Source organism: Chryseobacterium sp. S0630, assembly GCF_024158915.1.
GTDB lineage: Bacteria > Bacteroidota > Bacteroidia > Flavobacteriales > Weeksellaceae > Chryseobacterium.
Genome location: NZ_JAMZGF010000006.1, coordinates 68140 through 80401, shown reverse-complemented (window position 1 = coordinate 80401; position 12262 = coordinate 68140). Strand labels below are relative to the sequence as shown.

Annotated in this window: 25 protein-coding genes; all 25 read left to right on the top strand. The window is 36.2% G+C overall.

Annotated elements, in window-relative coordinates; translation table 11 throughout:
- Window positions 1–11: 11 nt before the first annotated feature.
- The 25 genes from rplB (at window position 12) to rplQ (ending at window position 12244) form a co-directional block, all read left to right on the top strand.
- Window positions 12–833, top strand: a complete 822-nt coding sequence (gene rplB, locus NK356_RS04430) for a 50S ribosomal protein L2 (protein WP_034678013.1) — start codon at window positions 12–14, stop codon at window positions 831–833.
- Window positions 834–835: 2 nt separating this feature from the next.
- Complete coding sequence (gene rpsS / locus NK356_RS04425; protein WP_002983209.1) at window positions 836–1114, top strand: 30S ribosomal protein S19; 279 nt, start codon at window positions 836–838, stop codon at window positions 1112–1114.
- A 2-nt stretch (window positions 1115–1116) separates the two neighbouring features.
- The gene (rplV, locus tag NK356_RS04420) at window positions 1117–1515 is read left to right on the top strand and encodes a 50S ribosomal protein L22 (protein WP_034694674.1); all 399 of its coding nucleotides are present in this window, start codon (window positions 1117–1119) and stop codon (window positions 1513–1515) included.
- A gap of 7 nt (window positions 1516–1522) precedes the next feature.
- On the top strand, window positions 1523–2272 hold the full coding sequence (gene rpsC / locus NK356_RS04415; RefSeq protein ID WP_034694675.1) for a 30S ribosomal protein S3: 750 nt from the start codon (window positions 1523–1525) through the stop codon (window positions 2270–2272).
- A 98-nt stretch (window positions 2273–2370) separates the two neighbouring features.
- Window positions 2371–2796: a 50S ribosomal protein L16 gene (gene rplP, locus NK356_RS04410; protein ID WP_034694677.1), complete on the top strand. Its 426-nt coding sequence runs from the start codon at window positions 2371–2373 to the stop codon at window positions 2794–2796.
- Between the two features lie 12 nt (window positions 2797–2808).
- Window positions 2809–2994, top strand: a complete 186-nt coding sequence (rpmC, locus tag NK356_RS04405) for a 50S ribosomal protein L29 (RefSeq protein ID WP_034694678.1) — start codon at window positions 2809–2811, stop codon at window positions 2992–2994.
- Between the two features lie 12 nt (window positions 2995–3006).
- Window positions 3007–3261 (top strand): 30S ribosomal protein S17, encoded by a 255-nt coding sequence (gene rpsQ / locus NK356_RS04400; RefSeq protein ID WP_027371715.1) that lies wholly within the window; start codon window positions 3007–3009, stop codon window positions 3259–3261.
- 2 nt (window positions 3262–3263) lie between these two features.
- Window positions 3264–3632: a 50S ribosomal protein L14 gene (gene rplN / locus NK356_RS04395; RefSeq protein ID WP_002983226.1), complete on the top strand. Its 369-nt coding sequence runs from the start codon at window positions 3264–3266 to the stop codon at window positions 3630–3632.
- Window positions 3633–3653: 21 nt separating this feature from the next.
- A complete protein-coding gene (gene rplX, locus NK356_RS04390) occupies window positions 3654–3980 on the top strand; it encodes a 50S ribosomal protein L24 (protein ID WP_034694681.1) in 327 nt (108 codons plus the stop codon).
- 11 nt (window positions 3981–3991) lie between these two features.
- On the top strand, window positions 3992–4543 hold the full coding sequence (gene rplE, locus NK356_RS04385; protein WP_034694682.1) for a 50S ribosomal protein L5: 552 nt from the start codon (window positions 3992–3994) through the stop codon (window positions 4541–4543).
- A 3-nt stretch (window positions 4544–4546) separates the two neighbouring features.
- Entirely contained in the window at window positions 4547–4816 is a 270-nt protein-coding gene (rpsN, locus tag NK356_RS04380; RefSeq protein WP_002983233.1) for a 30S ribosomal protein S14, read from the top strand.
- 146 nt (window positions 4817–4962) lie between these two features.
- The gene (gene rpsH / locus NK356_RS04375; RefSeq protein WP_034694686.1) at window positions 4963–5361 is read left to right on the top strand and encodes a 30S ribosomal protein S8; all 399 of its coding nucleotides are present in this window, start codon (window positions 4963–4965) and stop codon (window positions 5359–5361) included.
- A 17-nt stretch (window positions 5362–5378) separates the two neighbouring features.
- A complete protein-coding gene (rplF, locus tag NK356_RS04370) occupies window positions 5379–5924 on the top strand; it encodes a 50S ribosomal protein L6 (RefSeq protein ID WP_034694687.1) in 546 nt (181 codons plus the stop codon).
- 15 nt (window positions 5925–5939) lie between these two features.
- Entirely contained in the window at window positions 5940–6293 is a 354-nt protein-coding gene (rplR, locus tag NK356_RS04365) for a 50S ribosomal protein L18 (RefSeq protein WP_034694689.1), read from the top strand.
- Between the two features lie 18 nt (window positions 6294–6311).
- Complete coding sequence (gene rpsE, locus NK356_RS04360; RefSeq protein WP_002983245.1) at window positions 6312–6833, top strand: 30S ribosomal protein S5; 522 nt, start codon at window positions 6312–6314, stop codon at window positions 6831–6833.
- A gap of 11 nt (window positions 6834–6844) precedes the next feature.
- The gene (gene rpmD, locus NK356_RS04355) at window positions 6845–7021 is read left to right on the top strand and encodes a 50S ribosomal protein L30 (RefSeq protein WP_027371710.1); all 177 of its coding nucleotides are present in this window, start codon (window positions 6845–6847) and stop codon (window positions 7019–7021) included.
- Window positions 7022–7042: 21 nt separating this feature from the next.
- Window positions 7043–7492, top strand: a complete 450-nt coding sequence (rplO, locus tag NK356_RS04350) for a 50S ribosomal protein L15 (protein ID WP_034694692.1) — start codon at window positions 7043–7045, stop codon at window positions 7490–7492.
- A 9-nt stretch (window positions 7493–7501) separates the two neighbouring features.
- Window positions 7502–8881 carry a preprotein translocase subunit SecY gene (secY, locus tag NK356_RS04345; protein WP_034694694.1) on the top strand — a complete coding sequence of 460 codons (1380 nt, stop codon included), beginning with the start codon at window positions 7502–7504 and terminating at the stop codon, window positions 8879–8881.
- Between the two features lie 3 nt (window positions 8882–8884).
- A complete protein-coding gene (infA, locus tag NK356_RS04340) occupies window positions 8885–9100 on the top strand; it encodes a translation initiation factor IF-1 (protein WP_027381317.1) in 216 nt (71 codons plus the stop codon).
- A 64-nt stretch (window positions 9101–9164) separates the two neighbouring features.
- Window positions 9165–9281: a 50S ribosomal protein L36 gene (gene rpmJ, locus NK356_RS04335; protein ID WP_007839480.1), complete on the top strand. Its 117-nt coding sequence runs from the start codon at window positions 9165–9167 to the stop codon at window positions 9279–9281.
- Window positions 9282–9288: 7 nt separating this feature from the next.
- Window positions 9289–9666, top strand: coding sequence for a 30S ribosomal protein S13 (gene rpsM / locus NK356_RS04330; RefSeq protein WP_034694696.1), 378 nt, complete (start codon window positions 9289–9291; stop codon window positions 9664–9666).
- 12 nt (window positions 9667–9678) lie between these two features.
- The gene (gene rpsK, locus NK356_RS04325) at window positions 9679–10068 is read left to right on the top strand and encodes a 30S ribosomal protein S11 (RefSeq protein WP_034694697.1); all 390 of its coding nucleotides are present in this window, start codon (window positions 9679–9681) and stop codon (window positions 10066–10068) included.
- Between the two features lie 19 nt (window positions 10069–10087).
- Window positions 10088–10696 (top strand): 30S ribosomal protein S4, encoded by a 609-nt coding sequence (gene rpsD / locus NK356_RS04320; protein WP_034694698.1) that lies wholly within the window; start codon window positions 10088–10090, stop codon window positions 10694–10696.
- A 33-nt stretch (window positions 10697–10729) separates the two neighbouring features.
- The gene (locus NK356_RS04315; RefSeq protein WP_034694699.1) at window positions 10730–11725 is read left to right on the top strand and encodes a DNA-directed RNA polymerase subunit alpha; all 996 of its coding nucleotides are present in this window, start codon (window positions 10730–10732) and stop codon (window positions 11723–11725) included.
- A 6-nt stretch (window positions 11726–11731) separates the two neighbouring features.
- A complete protein-coding gene (gene rplQ / locus NK356_RS04310; protein ID WP_034694700.1) occupies window positions 11732–12244 on the top strand; it encodes a 50S ribosomal protein L17 in 513 nt (170 codons plus the stop codon).
- Window positions 12245–12262 lie beyond the last annotated feature (18 nt).

Below are 12262 nucleotides of genomic sequence, written 5' to 3'. Positions count from 1 at the left end.
AAATAATAGTAATGTCTGTTAGAAAATTAAAACCTATCACCCCGGGACAGAGATTCAGAATTGTAAACAATTTTGAGGAAATTACTACCAACAAACCAGAGAAATCTCTAACAGTTGGTATTAAAAAGTCAGGTGGACGTAACCAAACAGGTAAAATGACCATGCGTTACACCGGAGGTGGACACAAAAAGAAATACAGAATTATTGACTTCAAAAGAAACAAAGCAAACGTTGAAGCAACTGTAAAATCTGTAGAATACGATCCAAACAGAACTGCATTTATCGCTTTATTAGAGTACGCAGACGGAGAGAAGAGATATATCATCGCTCCAAACGGTATCAAAGTTGATCAGAAAGTAGTGTCAGGAGAAAGCGTTGAACCAAACGTAGGTAACGCAATGAAATTGAAAAATATTCCATTGGGTACTGTAATCTCTTGTGTTGAAATGAAGCCTGGACAAGGTGCAATTTTAGCAAGAAGTGCTGGTTCTTCAGCTCAATTAACTTCTAGAGATGGTAAATATGCAATCATCAAGTTACCTTCAGGAGAATCAAGAATGATCCTTACTGAATGTATGGCAATGATTGGTTCAGTTTCCAACTCAGATCACCAATTAACTGTATCAGGTAAGGCTGGTAGAAGCAGATGGTTAGGTAGAAGACCAAGAACAAGAGCGGTTGTAATGAACCCAGTAGATCACCCAATGGGTGGTGGTGAAGGACGTTCTTCAGGAGGTCACCCAAGATCTAGAAACGGTATGCCGTCTAAAGGTTACAAAACTAGAAAGAAAAACAAAGTGTCTAACCGTTACATCGTATCTAAAAGAAAATAATTATGGCAAGATCACTTAAGAAAGGACCGTTCATTCATCATACTTTAGATAAGAAGGTTCAGGCAAATATAGAGTCTGGTAAGAAGACAGTTATCAAAACTTGGTCTAGAGCGTCAATGATCTCTCCGGACTTCGTAGGACAAACTATTGCAGTACATAACGGGAAATCTTTTATCCCAGTTTACGTTACAGAAAACATGGTTGGTCACAAGTTAGGCGAATTTTCTCCAACAAGATCTTTCAGAGGTCATGGTGGTAACAAAAACAAAGGAAGCAGATAATCATGGGATCAAGAAAAAGAGAAAGTGCATTAGCACGTAAATTGACAAACCAAGATGTAGTAAAAGCAATACACAATGATTGCCCATCTTCTCCAAGAAAAATGAGATTAGTTGCTGATATCATTAGAGGAGAGCAAGTTGACAAAGCTTTATACATTCTAAAATATTCTAAAAAAGACGCATCTAACAAGTTAGAAAAAGTATTGCTTTCAGCAATGGCTAACTGGCAAACTAAAAACGAAGGTGCTGATATTGAAGAAGCTAATCTTATCGTTAAAGAAATTTTTGTAGACAGTGCAAGACAATTGAAGAGACTAAGACCAGCTCCACAAGGTAGAGGGTATAGAATCAGAAAAAGATCAAACCACATTACATTAATCTTAGGTAAAAAAGAAAATTAATCAAGGTATGGGACAGAAGACAAATCCAATTGGTAATAGATTAGGTATCATCAGAGGATGGGATTCTAACTGGTTTGGTGGAAACGATTATGGAGACAGAATCGCTGAAGACTACAAAATCAGAAGATACCTTGAGGCTAGATTATCTAAAGGTGGTATTTCAAAAATTTATATCGAAAGAACACTTAAATTAGTAACAGTTACAATCACTACTGCTAGACCGGGACTTATCATCGGTAAAGGAGGTCAGGAAGTTGATAAATTGAAAGAAGAGTTGAAGAAACTTACAGGTAAGGATATTCAAATCAACATTTTCGAAATCAAAAGACCTGAATTAGATGCTGTACTAGTTGCTGATAGTATTTCTAAGCAAATTGAAAACAGAATTTCTTACAGAAGAGCTGTTAAAATGGCAATGGCAAGTACTATGAGAATGGGTGCTGAAGGTATCAAAGTTCAAATCTCTGGTAGATTAAACGGAGCTGAAATGGCAAGATCAGAATCTTTCAAAGAAGGAAGAATTCCATTGTCAACTTTCAGAGCTGATATTGATTACCACTGGGCAGAAGCTCACACTACTTACGGTAGACTAGGAGTTAAAGTTTGGATCATGAAAGGTGAAGTTTACGGTAAAAGAGAACTTTCTCCACTAGTGGGACAACAGAAAAAAGGAGGTCAGTCAGACAGAGGAAACAGAGGAGGAGACAGAGACAACAGAAGACCTAGAAAAAACAACAACAATAACAATAATAATTAAAATTTTAGATTAGAAATTTTGAATTTTAAATTACCGTTACTTTTTTAAAATTAAAAAAAATCTAAAATCTAAAATCTAAAATCTAAAATTTAGAAATTATGTTACAACCAAAAAGAACCAAATTCCGTAGAGTTCACAAGATGAAGATGAAGGGGAATGCCCAAAGAGGTAGTCAACTTGCTTACGGAACTTTTGGGATCAAAGCAACGGAAGGAGCTTGGATCACTGCAAGACAGATTGAAGCAGCTCGTATCGCTGCGACAAGATATATGAAGAGAGAAGGTCAACTATGGATCAAAATCTTCCCGGATAAGCCAATTACTAAGAAACCAGCGGAAGTACGTATGGGTAAAGGTAAGGGTGCTGTTGAATATTGGGTAGCTGTAGTAAAACCAGGTAAAATTATGTTCGAAGTTGGAGGAGTTCCTTACGAAATTGCGAAAGAAGCTCTTAGACTTGCTGCACAAAAATTACCAGTAGTTACTAAATTCATCGTTGCTAACGATTTTGTTAAACCTCTATAATCTTTGAATACAATGAAAAATGCTGATATTAAAAATTTAAGCGCGGGTGATATTCAAGCTCAATTAACTGAAGCAAAAGCTCAATATTCTAAATTGAAATTGGCTCATGCAATCAGCCCAATTGAAAACCCGATTCAAATCAGAGATTTGAGAAAAACAATCGCAAGACTAAACACTGAGTTAACTAACAAACAATAATTTCATTTTACAATGGATAGAAATTTAAGAAAAGAAAGAATCGGAGTGGTTTCCAGCAATAAAATGGAAAAAACTATTGTTGTTAGTGAAACTACAAGAGTAAAGCACCCGATGTACGGTAAATTCGTTTTGAAAACGAAAAAATATACTGCACACGATGAGAACAACGAATGCACAGAAGGTGATACAGTTTTGATCCAAGAAACTAGACCTTTGAGCAAGAGCAAGAGATGGAGATTAGTAAGAATCATTGAAAAAGCTAAGTAATAATGTTACAAACAGAATCAAGATTAAAAGTTGCTGATAACACAGGTGCTAAAGAAGTACTAGTTATCAGAGTTCTGGGAGGAACCAGAAGAAGATATGCTTCAGTTGGTGATAAAATCGTTGTTACGATCAAGGATTCTACACCATCTGGAAACGCTAAAAAAGGTCAGGTATCTAAAGCTGTAGTAGTAAGAACTAAAAAAGCAGTAAGAAGAAAAGATGGTTCATACATCAAATTCGACGACAATGCTTGTGTATTACTAAACGCAGCGGGAGAAATGAGAGGAACGCGTGTTTTCGGACCAGTTGCTCGTGAGTTGAGAGACAAAGAATATATGAAAATCATTTCATTAGCTCCTGAAGTACTTTAATTTTAAAAATTTTTAAAAGAAATGTCAAAGTTAAAAATAAAAAGAGGAGATAACGTAATCATTACTACTGGTAAGAAAGATATCAAAGGTAAGACTGGTGAAGTTATTGAAGTGATCAAGAAAGAAGGTAGAGACCCAAGAGTAATCGTTGCAGGACTTAACATCATTAAAAAACACGTTAAGCCTTCAGCTTCTAATCCTCAAGGAGGAATTACTGAGAAGGAAGCTTCTATTCATATCTCAAACGTAGCTTTAGTTGGTAAAGACGGAAAAGCTATCAAAATCGGTTACAAAATCGAAGGAGATAAGAAAGTAAGAATTAACAAAAAAACGGGTGAAACTTTATAATTTGAATTAACATGGAATATATAGCAAGACCCAAAAAAGCATATAAAGAGACAATTGTTCCTGCAATGATGGAAGAATTCGGGTATAAGTCAGTAATGCAAGTACCTAAATTAGAGAAAATCGTTGTATCACAAGGTTTAGGTGATGCTACTGCAGACAAAAAAATCATTGATTATGCTGTAGAAGAGCTTACAAATATCACAGGTCAAAAAGCTGTTGGTACAATCTCTAAGAAAGACGAAGCTGCTTTCAAATTGAGAAAAGGTATGCCTGTAGGTGCGAAAGTTACCCTAAGAGGAAACCAGATGTATGAATTCTTAGACAGACTTACTGCTTCTGCTTTACCTCGTATCAGAGATTTCTCTGGAATCAAAGCTGATGGTTTCGATGGTAGAGGTAACTACAACCTAGGTATTACTGAGCAGATTATCTTCCCTGAAATCGTAATCGACAAAGTGAAAAAAATCCAAGGGATGGACATCACTTTCGTTACTACTGCGAAAACAGATAAAGAAGCTAAAGCATTATTAACTCACTTCGGTTTACCATTTAAAAAGAACTAAGAAATGGCTAAAGAATCAATGAAAGCGCGTGAGCGCAAAAGAGAAGCACTAGTTGCTAAATACGCTGCTAAAAGACAAGCTCTTAAAGAAGCTGGTGATTACGAAGGACTTCAAAAATTGCCTAAAAATGCTTCTCCTGTAAGATTACACAACAGATGTAAACTAACAGGTAGACCAAGAGGATACATGAGAACGTTCGGTATTTCCAGAGTAACTTTCAGAGAAATGGCAAACAACGGTCTTATCCCAGGTGTAAGAAAAGCTAGTTGGTAATAATTACTAATTAAAAATCGGAACAATTAAGTTGTCGAGATACTAAAGATAAAAATATCAGACCGAAGATTTCTGAAGTCTGATATTTTACTCTTCAAGTCTTTTCAAAACTGATTGTTCTTTAACCAATAATTTATAAAAGAAAAATGGTAACAGATCCAATTTCAGATTTCCTAACTAGAGTAAGGAACGCACAAAGCGCAGGCCACAAAGTGGTGGAAATTCCTGCATCGAAAATCAAAAAGGAGATTACTAAGATCCTATTTGATCAAGGGTATATCTTAAACTACAAGTTTGAAGATAACGCTGTTCAAGGAGTGATCAAAATCGCTTTAAAGTACGATAAGCAAACCAACAAACCGGCTATCAAGTCTATCCAAAGAGCTTCTAGACCAGGTTTGAGACAGTACAAAGGTTCTACTGAACTTCCAAGAGTACTAAACGGTTTGGGTATTTCTATCATCTCTACTTCTAAAGGAGTAATGACTGACAAGAAAGCTAGAGAAGAGAAAGTAGGCGGTGAAGTAATCTGCTATGTTTATTAATTTTTAATCAGAGGAAAATGTCAAGAATTGGTAAAGCAATTATAACAATTCCAGCTGGAGTTACAATCACTGAAAATAACGGTGTAGTAACTGTAAAAGGAGCTAAAGGAGAACTTTCTCAAGAGCTTACAGCAGGAATTACTATAGAACAGAAAGATGGTGAACTTAACGTAAACAGACCATCTGATTCTAAACAACACAAAGCACTTCACGGTCTATACAGAGCGTTAATCAACAACATGATTGTTGGTGTAAGTGCAGGTTTCGAAAAGAAACTTGAACTAGTAGGAGTAGGATATAGAGCTTCACACGCAGGTCAAAAACTTGAGTTAGCTTTAGGATTCTCTCATGGTATCGTATTGGAACTTCCAGGTGAAGTAAAAGTTGATACATTGACTGAAAAAGGTAAAAACCCAATTATTACTTTAACGTCTCACGACAACCAACTTCTAGGAATGGTAGCTGCAAAGATCCGTTCTTTCAGAAAGCCTGAACCATACAAAGGAAAAGGTGTAAGATTCGTAGGAGAAATTGTTAGACGTAAAGCTGGTAAATCTGCTTAATAAATTATAAGTATTATGGCATTAAGTAAATTAGAAAAAAGAATAAGAATCAAAAGAAGAGTAAGAGGGAAAATCTCTGGATCTTCTGAATTGCCAAGATTATCTGTATATAAAAGTAATAAGGAAATTTACGCTCAGTTAATCGACGATAAAAATGGTAAAACTTTAGCATCAGCTTCTTCCAGAGAGAAAGGTGTAGACGCTAAAGGTACTAAGACTGAAGTTTCTGCTGCTGTTGGTAAAGCTATCGCTGCTAAAGCTATCGCTGCAGGAATCGAAAGTATTGTATTTGACAGAAACGGATTCGTATACCACGGTAGAGTAAAAGCTCTAGCTGATGGTGCAAGAGAAGGTGGACTTAAATTCTAATCATTAAATTTCGGAAATATGTTAGGACTAGATAATATAGAAAGAGTAAAACCGGGAGGATTAGAATTAAAAGATCGTCTCGTAGCTGTTAACAGAGTAACAAAAGTAACAAAAGGAGGTAGAGCTTTCGGATTTTCTGCTATTGTTGTAGTAGGTAACGAAGAAGGTGTTATCGGTTTCGGTTTAGGAAAATCTAAAGAGGTTGCTTCTGCAATTGCTAAAGCAGTTGAAGACGCTAAGAAAAACCTTGTTAAAGTTCCTGTAATGAACCATACTATCCCTCACCAAACTACTGCTAGATACGGTGGTGCAGATATCTTCTTAAGACCTGCTTCTCACGGTACAGGACTTATCGCCGGTGGTGCGGTAAGAGCGGTATTGGAATCTGCTGGTATTCACGATATCCTTTCAAAATCTAAAGGATCTTCTAACCCTCACAACGTAGTGAAAGCTACTTTCAAAGCGTTATTAGACATCAGAAGACCTGAAGAAATCGCTAGAATGAGAGGGATTTCTCTAAGTAAAGTGTTTAACGGTTAATAATTAAAGCAATGGCAACAATTAAAGTAAAGCAAGTAAGAAGCGCTATTGGTAGAACAAAAACCCAAAAGAGAACGCTTGAAGCATTAGGATTAAAAAAACTTCACCAAGTTGTAGAACATGAAGCTACTCCTTCCATCTTAGGAATGATCGCTGCTGTAGGACACTTACTTGAAGTTCAAAAATAATTTTATAAAAGAGAAATTAAAATGAATTTAAATAACATACAACCTGCTGCAGGATCTACTTTCAACTCAAAGAGAATTGGTAGAGGTCAAGGTAGCGGAAAAGGAGGTACTTCAACAAAAGGTCACAAAGGTCAGAAAGCTAGAGCTGGTTATTCTCAAAAAATCGGTTTCGAAGGTGGACAGATGCCTTTACAAAGAAGATTACCTAAATTCGGATTCAAAAACGTAAACAGAAAAGAGTTTAGAGGAGTTAACCTTGATACTATTCAAACTTTAATCGAGAACAAATCCATCACTGGAGATATCACGAAAGAAGTTTTAGTAGCAAACGGGATAGTTTCTAAAAACGAATTAGTGAAAATTATGGGTAGAGGAGAATTGAAATCTGCGGTTTCAATCTCTGCTGACAAATTCACTAAATCTGCTGAAGAGCTTATTGCTAAAGCAGGTGGAAAAGCAATTACCTTATAATACTTACTAATGAAAGAATTTATACAAACACTTAAAAATATTTGGAGTCTTAAAGAACTTAGAGATAAAATTCTCTTTACTTTAGGTATTATCCTTGTGTATAGATTCGCATCTTATATCTCGCTTCCTGCAATTAACCTTGCAGAGGTGGGAGATCTCTTAGAGCATTATAAAAATCAAGGCGGTAACAAGCAAGGAGCAGGTCTCCTTGGCTTGCTTTCGTCGTTTACGGGGGGAGCTTTCAGCCACGCTTCCGTAATGGCGTTAGGAATCATGCCTTATATTTCTGCTTCTATTATTGTTCAGTTGATGGGGATGGCTATTCCTTATCTTCAGAAGCTTCAGAAAGATGGAGAGTCAGGTAGAAATACATTGAACCAAATTACAAGATGGTTAACGATTGGAGTTTGTCTGGTACAGGCACCTTCTTACTTAACTTCTATTACTCAATTATTCTTACCATATGCTCAGTTCCAGTCTGCATATTATGTAGAGCCAAATTCAATCATGTTCTGGTTACCAAGTATTGTTATTTTGGTGGCCGGTTCAGTATTTGCAATGTGGCTAGGTGAAAAGATTACCGATAAAGGAATCGGAAATGGTATCTCTATCCTGATTATGGTGGGGATCCTTTCAAGATTACCTGAGGCATTCGTACAGGAGATGGCCGTGCAGAACGGAAAAGGAGGAATGGGATCTATCATGATCCTTATTGAAGTATTATTCTGGATGGTGGTTGTTCTTTTAGCAGTAATCTTATCAGTTGCTGTTAGAAAAATCCCGATTCAGTATGTAAGCAGAGCTCAAGCAAGAGGAGGTGTAAACAGAAATCTTATGCAGGGAGCAAGACAATGGATTCCATTGAAAGTAAATGCTGCTGGTGTAATGCCGATTATCTTTGCTCAGGCATTGATGTTCGTACCAGGATTATTAACAAAATTCGATGAGTCTAATACTTTTCTTGCAGGTTTCAAGAATGTTTTTAGCTGGCAGTACAACGTATTGTTTGCGCTATTAATTATTATCTTCTCATTTTTCTATACTGCGATTACAATTCCGGTAAACCAAATGGCTGATGATTTGAAGAGAAATGGAGGTTTAGTACCAAAAGTAAGACCAGGAAAAGAGACGGCTGATTATTTAGATGATATTTTATCAAAAATTACCTTGCCAGGTGCAATATTTTTGTCTATCTTTGCAATCCTTCCGGCAATTGTGCATGGAACCTTTGTTCAGACAGATGCGTTTGCCCTATTTTTTGGGGGAACGTCCCTATTAATTATGGTGGGTGTAATTTTAGATACAGTTCAACAGATTAATACATATCTGCTGAACCATCATTATGATGGCTTAATGCAGTCTAAATTATCAAGAACGACTGGATATTAATTTATGGCAAAACAAAAACATATTGAACAAGACGGCGTTATAACGGAAGCACTTTCGAACGCTCAGTTCCGTGTAGAACTAGAAAATGGGCATATTCTTATCGCTCATATTTCTGGTAAAATGAGAATGCATTATATTAAACTTTTACCTGGTGATAAGGTAAAACTAGAAATGTCTCCTTATGATTTATCAAAAGGGAGAATCACATTTAGATATTAAACAAACGCCAAATGGAATCTTCGGATCTCCATTTGGCTCTTGTTAAAAAATAAATACTATCAAAATGAAAGTAAGAGCATCAATTAAAAAAAGAAGCGCTGATTGCAAAATCGTACGCAGAAAAGGTGTACTGTTCGTAATCAACAAGAAGAACCCAAAATTTAAACAAAGACAAGGTTAATTAAATTATGGCGAGAATTGCAGGTATTGATTTACCAAAAAACAAAAGAGGAGTTATCGGTTTAACTTACATTTATGGTGTTGGAAGAAGTACTTCTTCTGAAATCCTTAAAGCTGCCGGTATCAGCGAAGACAAAAAAGTCAACGAATGGAATGACGATGAATTGGCTGCCATCAGAACTTACATCCTAGAAAACGTAAAAGTTGAAGGAGAATTAAGATCTGAAGTGCAATTGAACATCAAGAGATTGATGGACATAGGATGCCAACGAGGAATACGTCACAGACTTGGATTACCTTTAAGAGGCCAGAGAACGAAAAACAACTCTAGAACCAGAAAAGGAAAGAGAAAAACTGTTGCTAACAAGAAAAAAGCTAGTAAATAATCGTTAGGAATTATGGCAAAACAAACTAAAGTAGTTAAGAAGAGAAAAGTAAAAGTTGAAGCTATTGGAGAAGCGCATATTCAGGCTTCTTTCAATAACATCATCATTTCTTTAACAAATAAAAACGGAGAGGTTATCTCTTGGGCTTCTGCCGGTAAAATGGGTTTCAGAGGTTCTAAAAAGAATACTCCATTTGCTGCTCAGATGGCAGCTGAAAATTGCTCTGCTGTAGCTCACGAAGCTGGTTTAAGAAGAGTAAAGGTGTTTGTGAAAGGTCCAGGTGCAGGTAGAGAATCTGCTATCAGATCTATTCACAATTCAGGAATTGAAGTTAGCGAGATCGTTGATGTGACTCCAATGCCACACAACGGATGTAGACCACCAAAAAGAAGAAGAGTTTAATTTTTAGAATTTACCCATTATGGCAAGATATATTGGACCTAAAACTAAGATTGCTAGAAAGTTTGGTGCTGCAATCTACGGAGATGACAAAAACTTCGAAAAGAGAAAAAACCAACCGCCAGGACAACACGGTCCTAACAAAAGAAGAGGTGCTAAAAAATCAGAATATGCAGTTCAGTTAGCGGAAAAACAAAAAGCTAAATATACTTACGGTATTTTAGAAAGACAGTTTGCTAACTTATTTGACAAAGCACACAGAAGTAAAGGTGTAACAGGGGAAGTTCTATTACAACTTTGTGAATCAAGATTGGATAACGTAGTATTCAGATTAGGTTTTGCTAAAACTAGATCTGGAGCTAGACAATTAGTTTCTCACAGACACATCACTGTGAACGGAGAGATTCTTAATATCCCTTCTTACTTGGTAAAAGCTGGTGATGTAATCGCTGTAAGAGAAAAGTCTAAGTCTCTTGATGTTGTTACCAATGCATTGGCTTCTAAGTCAAACTATGAGTGGTTACAATTCAACGATGAGAAGAAAGAAGGTACCTTCATTTCTGCTCCTGAAAGAATCCAGATTCCGGAGGACATTAAGGAGAACCTTATCGTCGAACTTTACTCTAAATAATTTTTTAATCAAATTTTTGCTCAACCCAATAATATGGCAATTTTACAATTCATAAAACCCGATAAAGTAATTTTACTTAACTCTGATGAATTTAAAGGTCAATTTGAATTCAGACCTTTAGAACCAGGTTTCGGGCTTACAATCGGTAATGCTTTGAGAAGAGTGTTGCTTTCTTCTCTGGAAGGATACGCTATTTCATCTATCAAAATAGAAGGTGTAGAGCACGAATTTTCAACTATTCCAGGAGTAATCGAAGACGTTACCGAAATTATTCTTAACCTTAAGCAGGTGAGATTAAAAGCTGCAGCAGAAGGCCAGGCTAACGAGCAGGTTGTTGCTAAAGTTTCAGGTCAAACGGTTATTACTGCTGGTGATTTAGGAAAGTCTATCAATGGATTTGAGGTTCTGAACCCAGATTTATTGATCTGCAACCTAAACAGTGATGTAACTTTCGAAATTACTTTCAATATTGAAAAAGGAAGAGGGTATGTTCCTTCTGAACAAAATAAGTCAAACAATGCTCCTATTGGAACTATTGCTATTGACTCTATTTTCACGCCGATCAAGAAAGTACAATACAGCATTGAAAATTATCGTGTAGAGCAAAAAACAGACTACGAAAAACTTGTATTAGATATAGAAACTGACGGGTCTATCAGCCCTCAGAATGCTTTAACTGAAGCTTCTAAGATATTAATTTATCACTTCATGTTATTCTCCGATGAGAGAATCACTCTTGAAACTGAAGCCGTAAAAGCATCTATCCAGTACGATGAAGAAACTCTTCACACAAGACAACTTCTTAAGTCTAAATTAGCAGATATGGATCTTTCTGTAAGAGCCCTTAACTGTCTAAAAGCAGCTGAAGTAGAAACTCTTGGAGAACTGGTTTCTTACAGTAAGTCTGATTTGATGAAATTCAGAAATTTTGGTAAAAAATCTTTGACAGAACTAGAAGAATTAGTGCATTCAAAAGGTCTTAACTTCGGTTTCGACGTTGCAAAATATAAGTTAGACGCTGATAAATAATTAATAATGAGACACGGTAAAAAATTCAATCACTTAGGAAGAACAGCTTCTCACAGAAGTGCTTTACTTTCTAATATGGCTTGTTCTCTAATTGAGCATAAAAGAATCAACACTACTGTAGCTAAAGCTAAAGCTTTAAGAGTATATGTTGAGCCTCTATTAACAAAAGCAAAAGAAGATACTACACACAACAGAAGAGTAGTATTCTCTTACCTTCAAAATAAATTTGCGGTTGCTGAATTATTCAGAACTGTAGCTCCTAAAATCGCTGAAAGAAACGGTGGTTATACAAGAATCATCAAGACAGGATTCAGACCAGGTGATGCTGCTGATACTGCTCTTATCGAACTAGTAGATTTCAACGAGCTTTACAACCCTAATGCTGAAGAGAAAAAAGCTACAAGAAGAAGCAGAAGATCTACGCCAGCTAAAGCAGCAGTTGTTGCTGATGCTCCTGTAGTAGAAGAAAAAGTAGAAGAAGCTAAAGCTGATACTACTGAAGAAAAAACTGAAGAATAATATTCATTCAGATATATA

Coding starts and splice junctions, on each gene's coding strand:
- rplB (WP_034678013.1), top strand. CDS start 12: ATGTCTGTTAGAAAATTAAAACCTATCACCCCGGGACAGAGATTCAGA.
- rpsS (WP_002983209.1), top strand. CDS start 836: ATGGCAAGATCACTTAAGAAAGGACCGTTCATTCATCATACTTTAGAT.
- rplV (WP_034694674.1), top strand. CDS start 1,117: ATGGGATCAAGAAAAAGAGAAAGTGCATTAGCACGTAAATTGACAAAC.
- rpsC (WP_034694675.1), top strand. CDS start 1,523: ATGGGACAGAAGACAAATCCAATTGGTAATAGATTAGGTATCATCAGA.
- rplP (WP_034694677.1), top strand. CDS start 2,371: ATGTTACAACCAAAAAGAACCAAATTCCGTAGAGTTCACAAGATGAAG.
- rpmC (WP_034694678.1), top strand. CDS start 2,809: ATGAAAAATGCTGATATTAAAAATTTAAGCGCGGGTGATATTCAAGCT.
- rpsQ (WP_027371715.1), top strand. CDS start 3,007: ATGGATAGAAATTTAAGAAAAGAAAGAATCGGAGTGGTTTCCAGCAAT.
- rplN (WP_002983226.1), top strand. CDS start 3,264: ATGTTACAAACAGAATCAAGATTAAAAGTTGCTGATAACACAGGTGCT.
- rplX (WP_034694681.1), top strand. CDS start 3,654: ATGTCAAAGTTAAAAATAAAAAGAGGAGATAACGTAATCATTACTACT.
- rplE (WP_034694682.1), top strand. CDS start 3,992: ATGGAATATATAGCAAGACCCAAAAAAGCATATAAAGAGACAATTGTT.
- rpsN (WP_002983233.1), top strand. CDS start 4,547: ATGGCTAAAGAATCAATGAAAGCGCGTGAGCGCAAAAGAGAAGCACTA.
- rpsH (WP_034694686.1), top strand. CDS start 4,963: ATGGTAACAGATCCAATTTCAGATTTCCTAACTAGAGTAAGGAACGCA.
- rplF (WP_034694687.1), top strand. CDS start 5,379: ATGTCAAGAATTGGTAAAGCAATTATAACAATTCCAGCTGGAGTTACA.
- rplR (WP_034694689.1), top strand. CDS start 5,940: ATGGCATTAAGTAAATTAGAAAAAAGAATAAGAATCAAAAGAAGAGTA.
- rpsE (WP_002983245.1), top strand. CDS start 6,312: ATGTTAGGACTAGATAATATAGAAAGAGTAAAACCGGGAGGATTAGAA.
- rpmD (WP_027371710.1), top strand. CDS start 6,845: ATGGCAACAATTAAAGTAAAGCAAGTAAGAAGCGCTATTGGTAGAACA.
- rplO (WP_034694692.1), top strand. CDS start 7,043: ATGAATTTAAATAACATACAACCTGCTGCAGGATCTACTTTCAACTCA.
- secY (WP_034694694.1), top strand. CDS start 7,502: ATGAAAGAATTTATACAAACACTTAAAAATATTTGGAGTCTTAAAGAA.
- infA (WP_027381317.1), top strand. CDS start 8,885: ATGGCAAAACAAAAACATATTGAACAAGACGGCGTTATAACGGAAGCA.
- rpmJ (WP_007839480.1), top strand. CDS start 9,165: ATGAAAGTAAGAGCATCAATTAAAAAAAGAAGCGCTGATTGCAAAATC.
- rpsM (WP_034694696.1), top strand. CDS start 9,289: ATGGCGAGAATTGCAGGTATTGATTTACCAAAAAACAAAAGAGGAGTT.
- rpsK (WP_034694697.1), top strand. CDS start 9,679: ATGGCAAAACAAACTAAAGTAGTTAAGAAGAGAAAAGTAAAAGTTGAA.
- rpsD (WP_034694698.1), top strand. CDS start 10,088: ATGGCAAGATATATTGGACCTAAAACTAAGATTGCTAGAAAGTTTGGT.
- NK356_RS04315 (WP_034694699.1), top strand. CDS start 10,730: ATGGCAATTTTACAATTCATAAAACCCGATAAAGTAATTTTACTTAAC.
- rplQ (WP_034694700.1), top strand. CDS start 11,732: ATGAGACACGGTAAAAAATTCAATCACTTAGGAAGAACAGCTTCTCAC.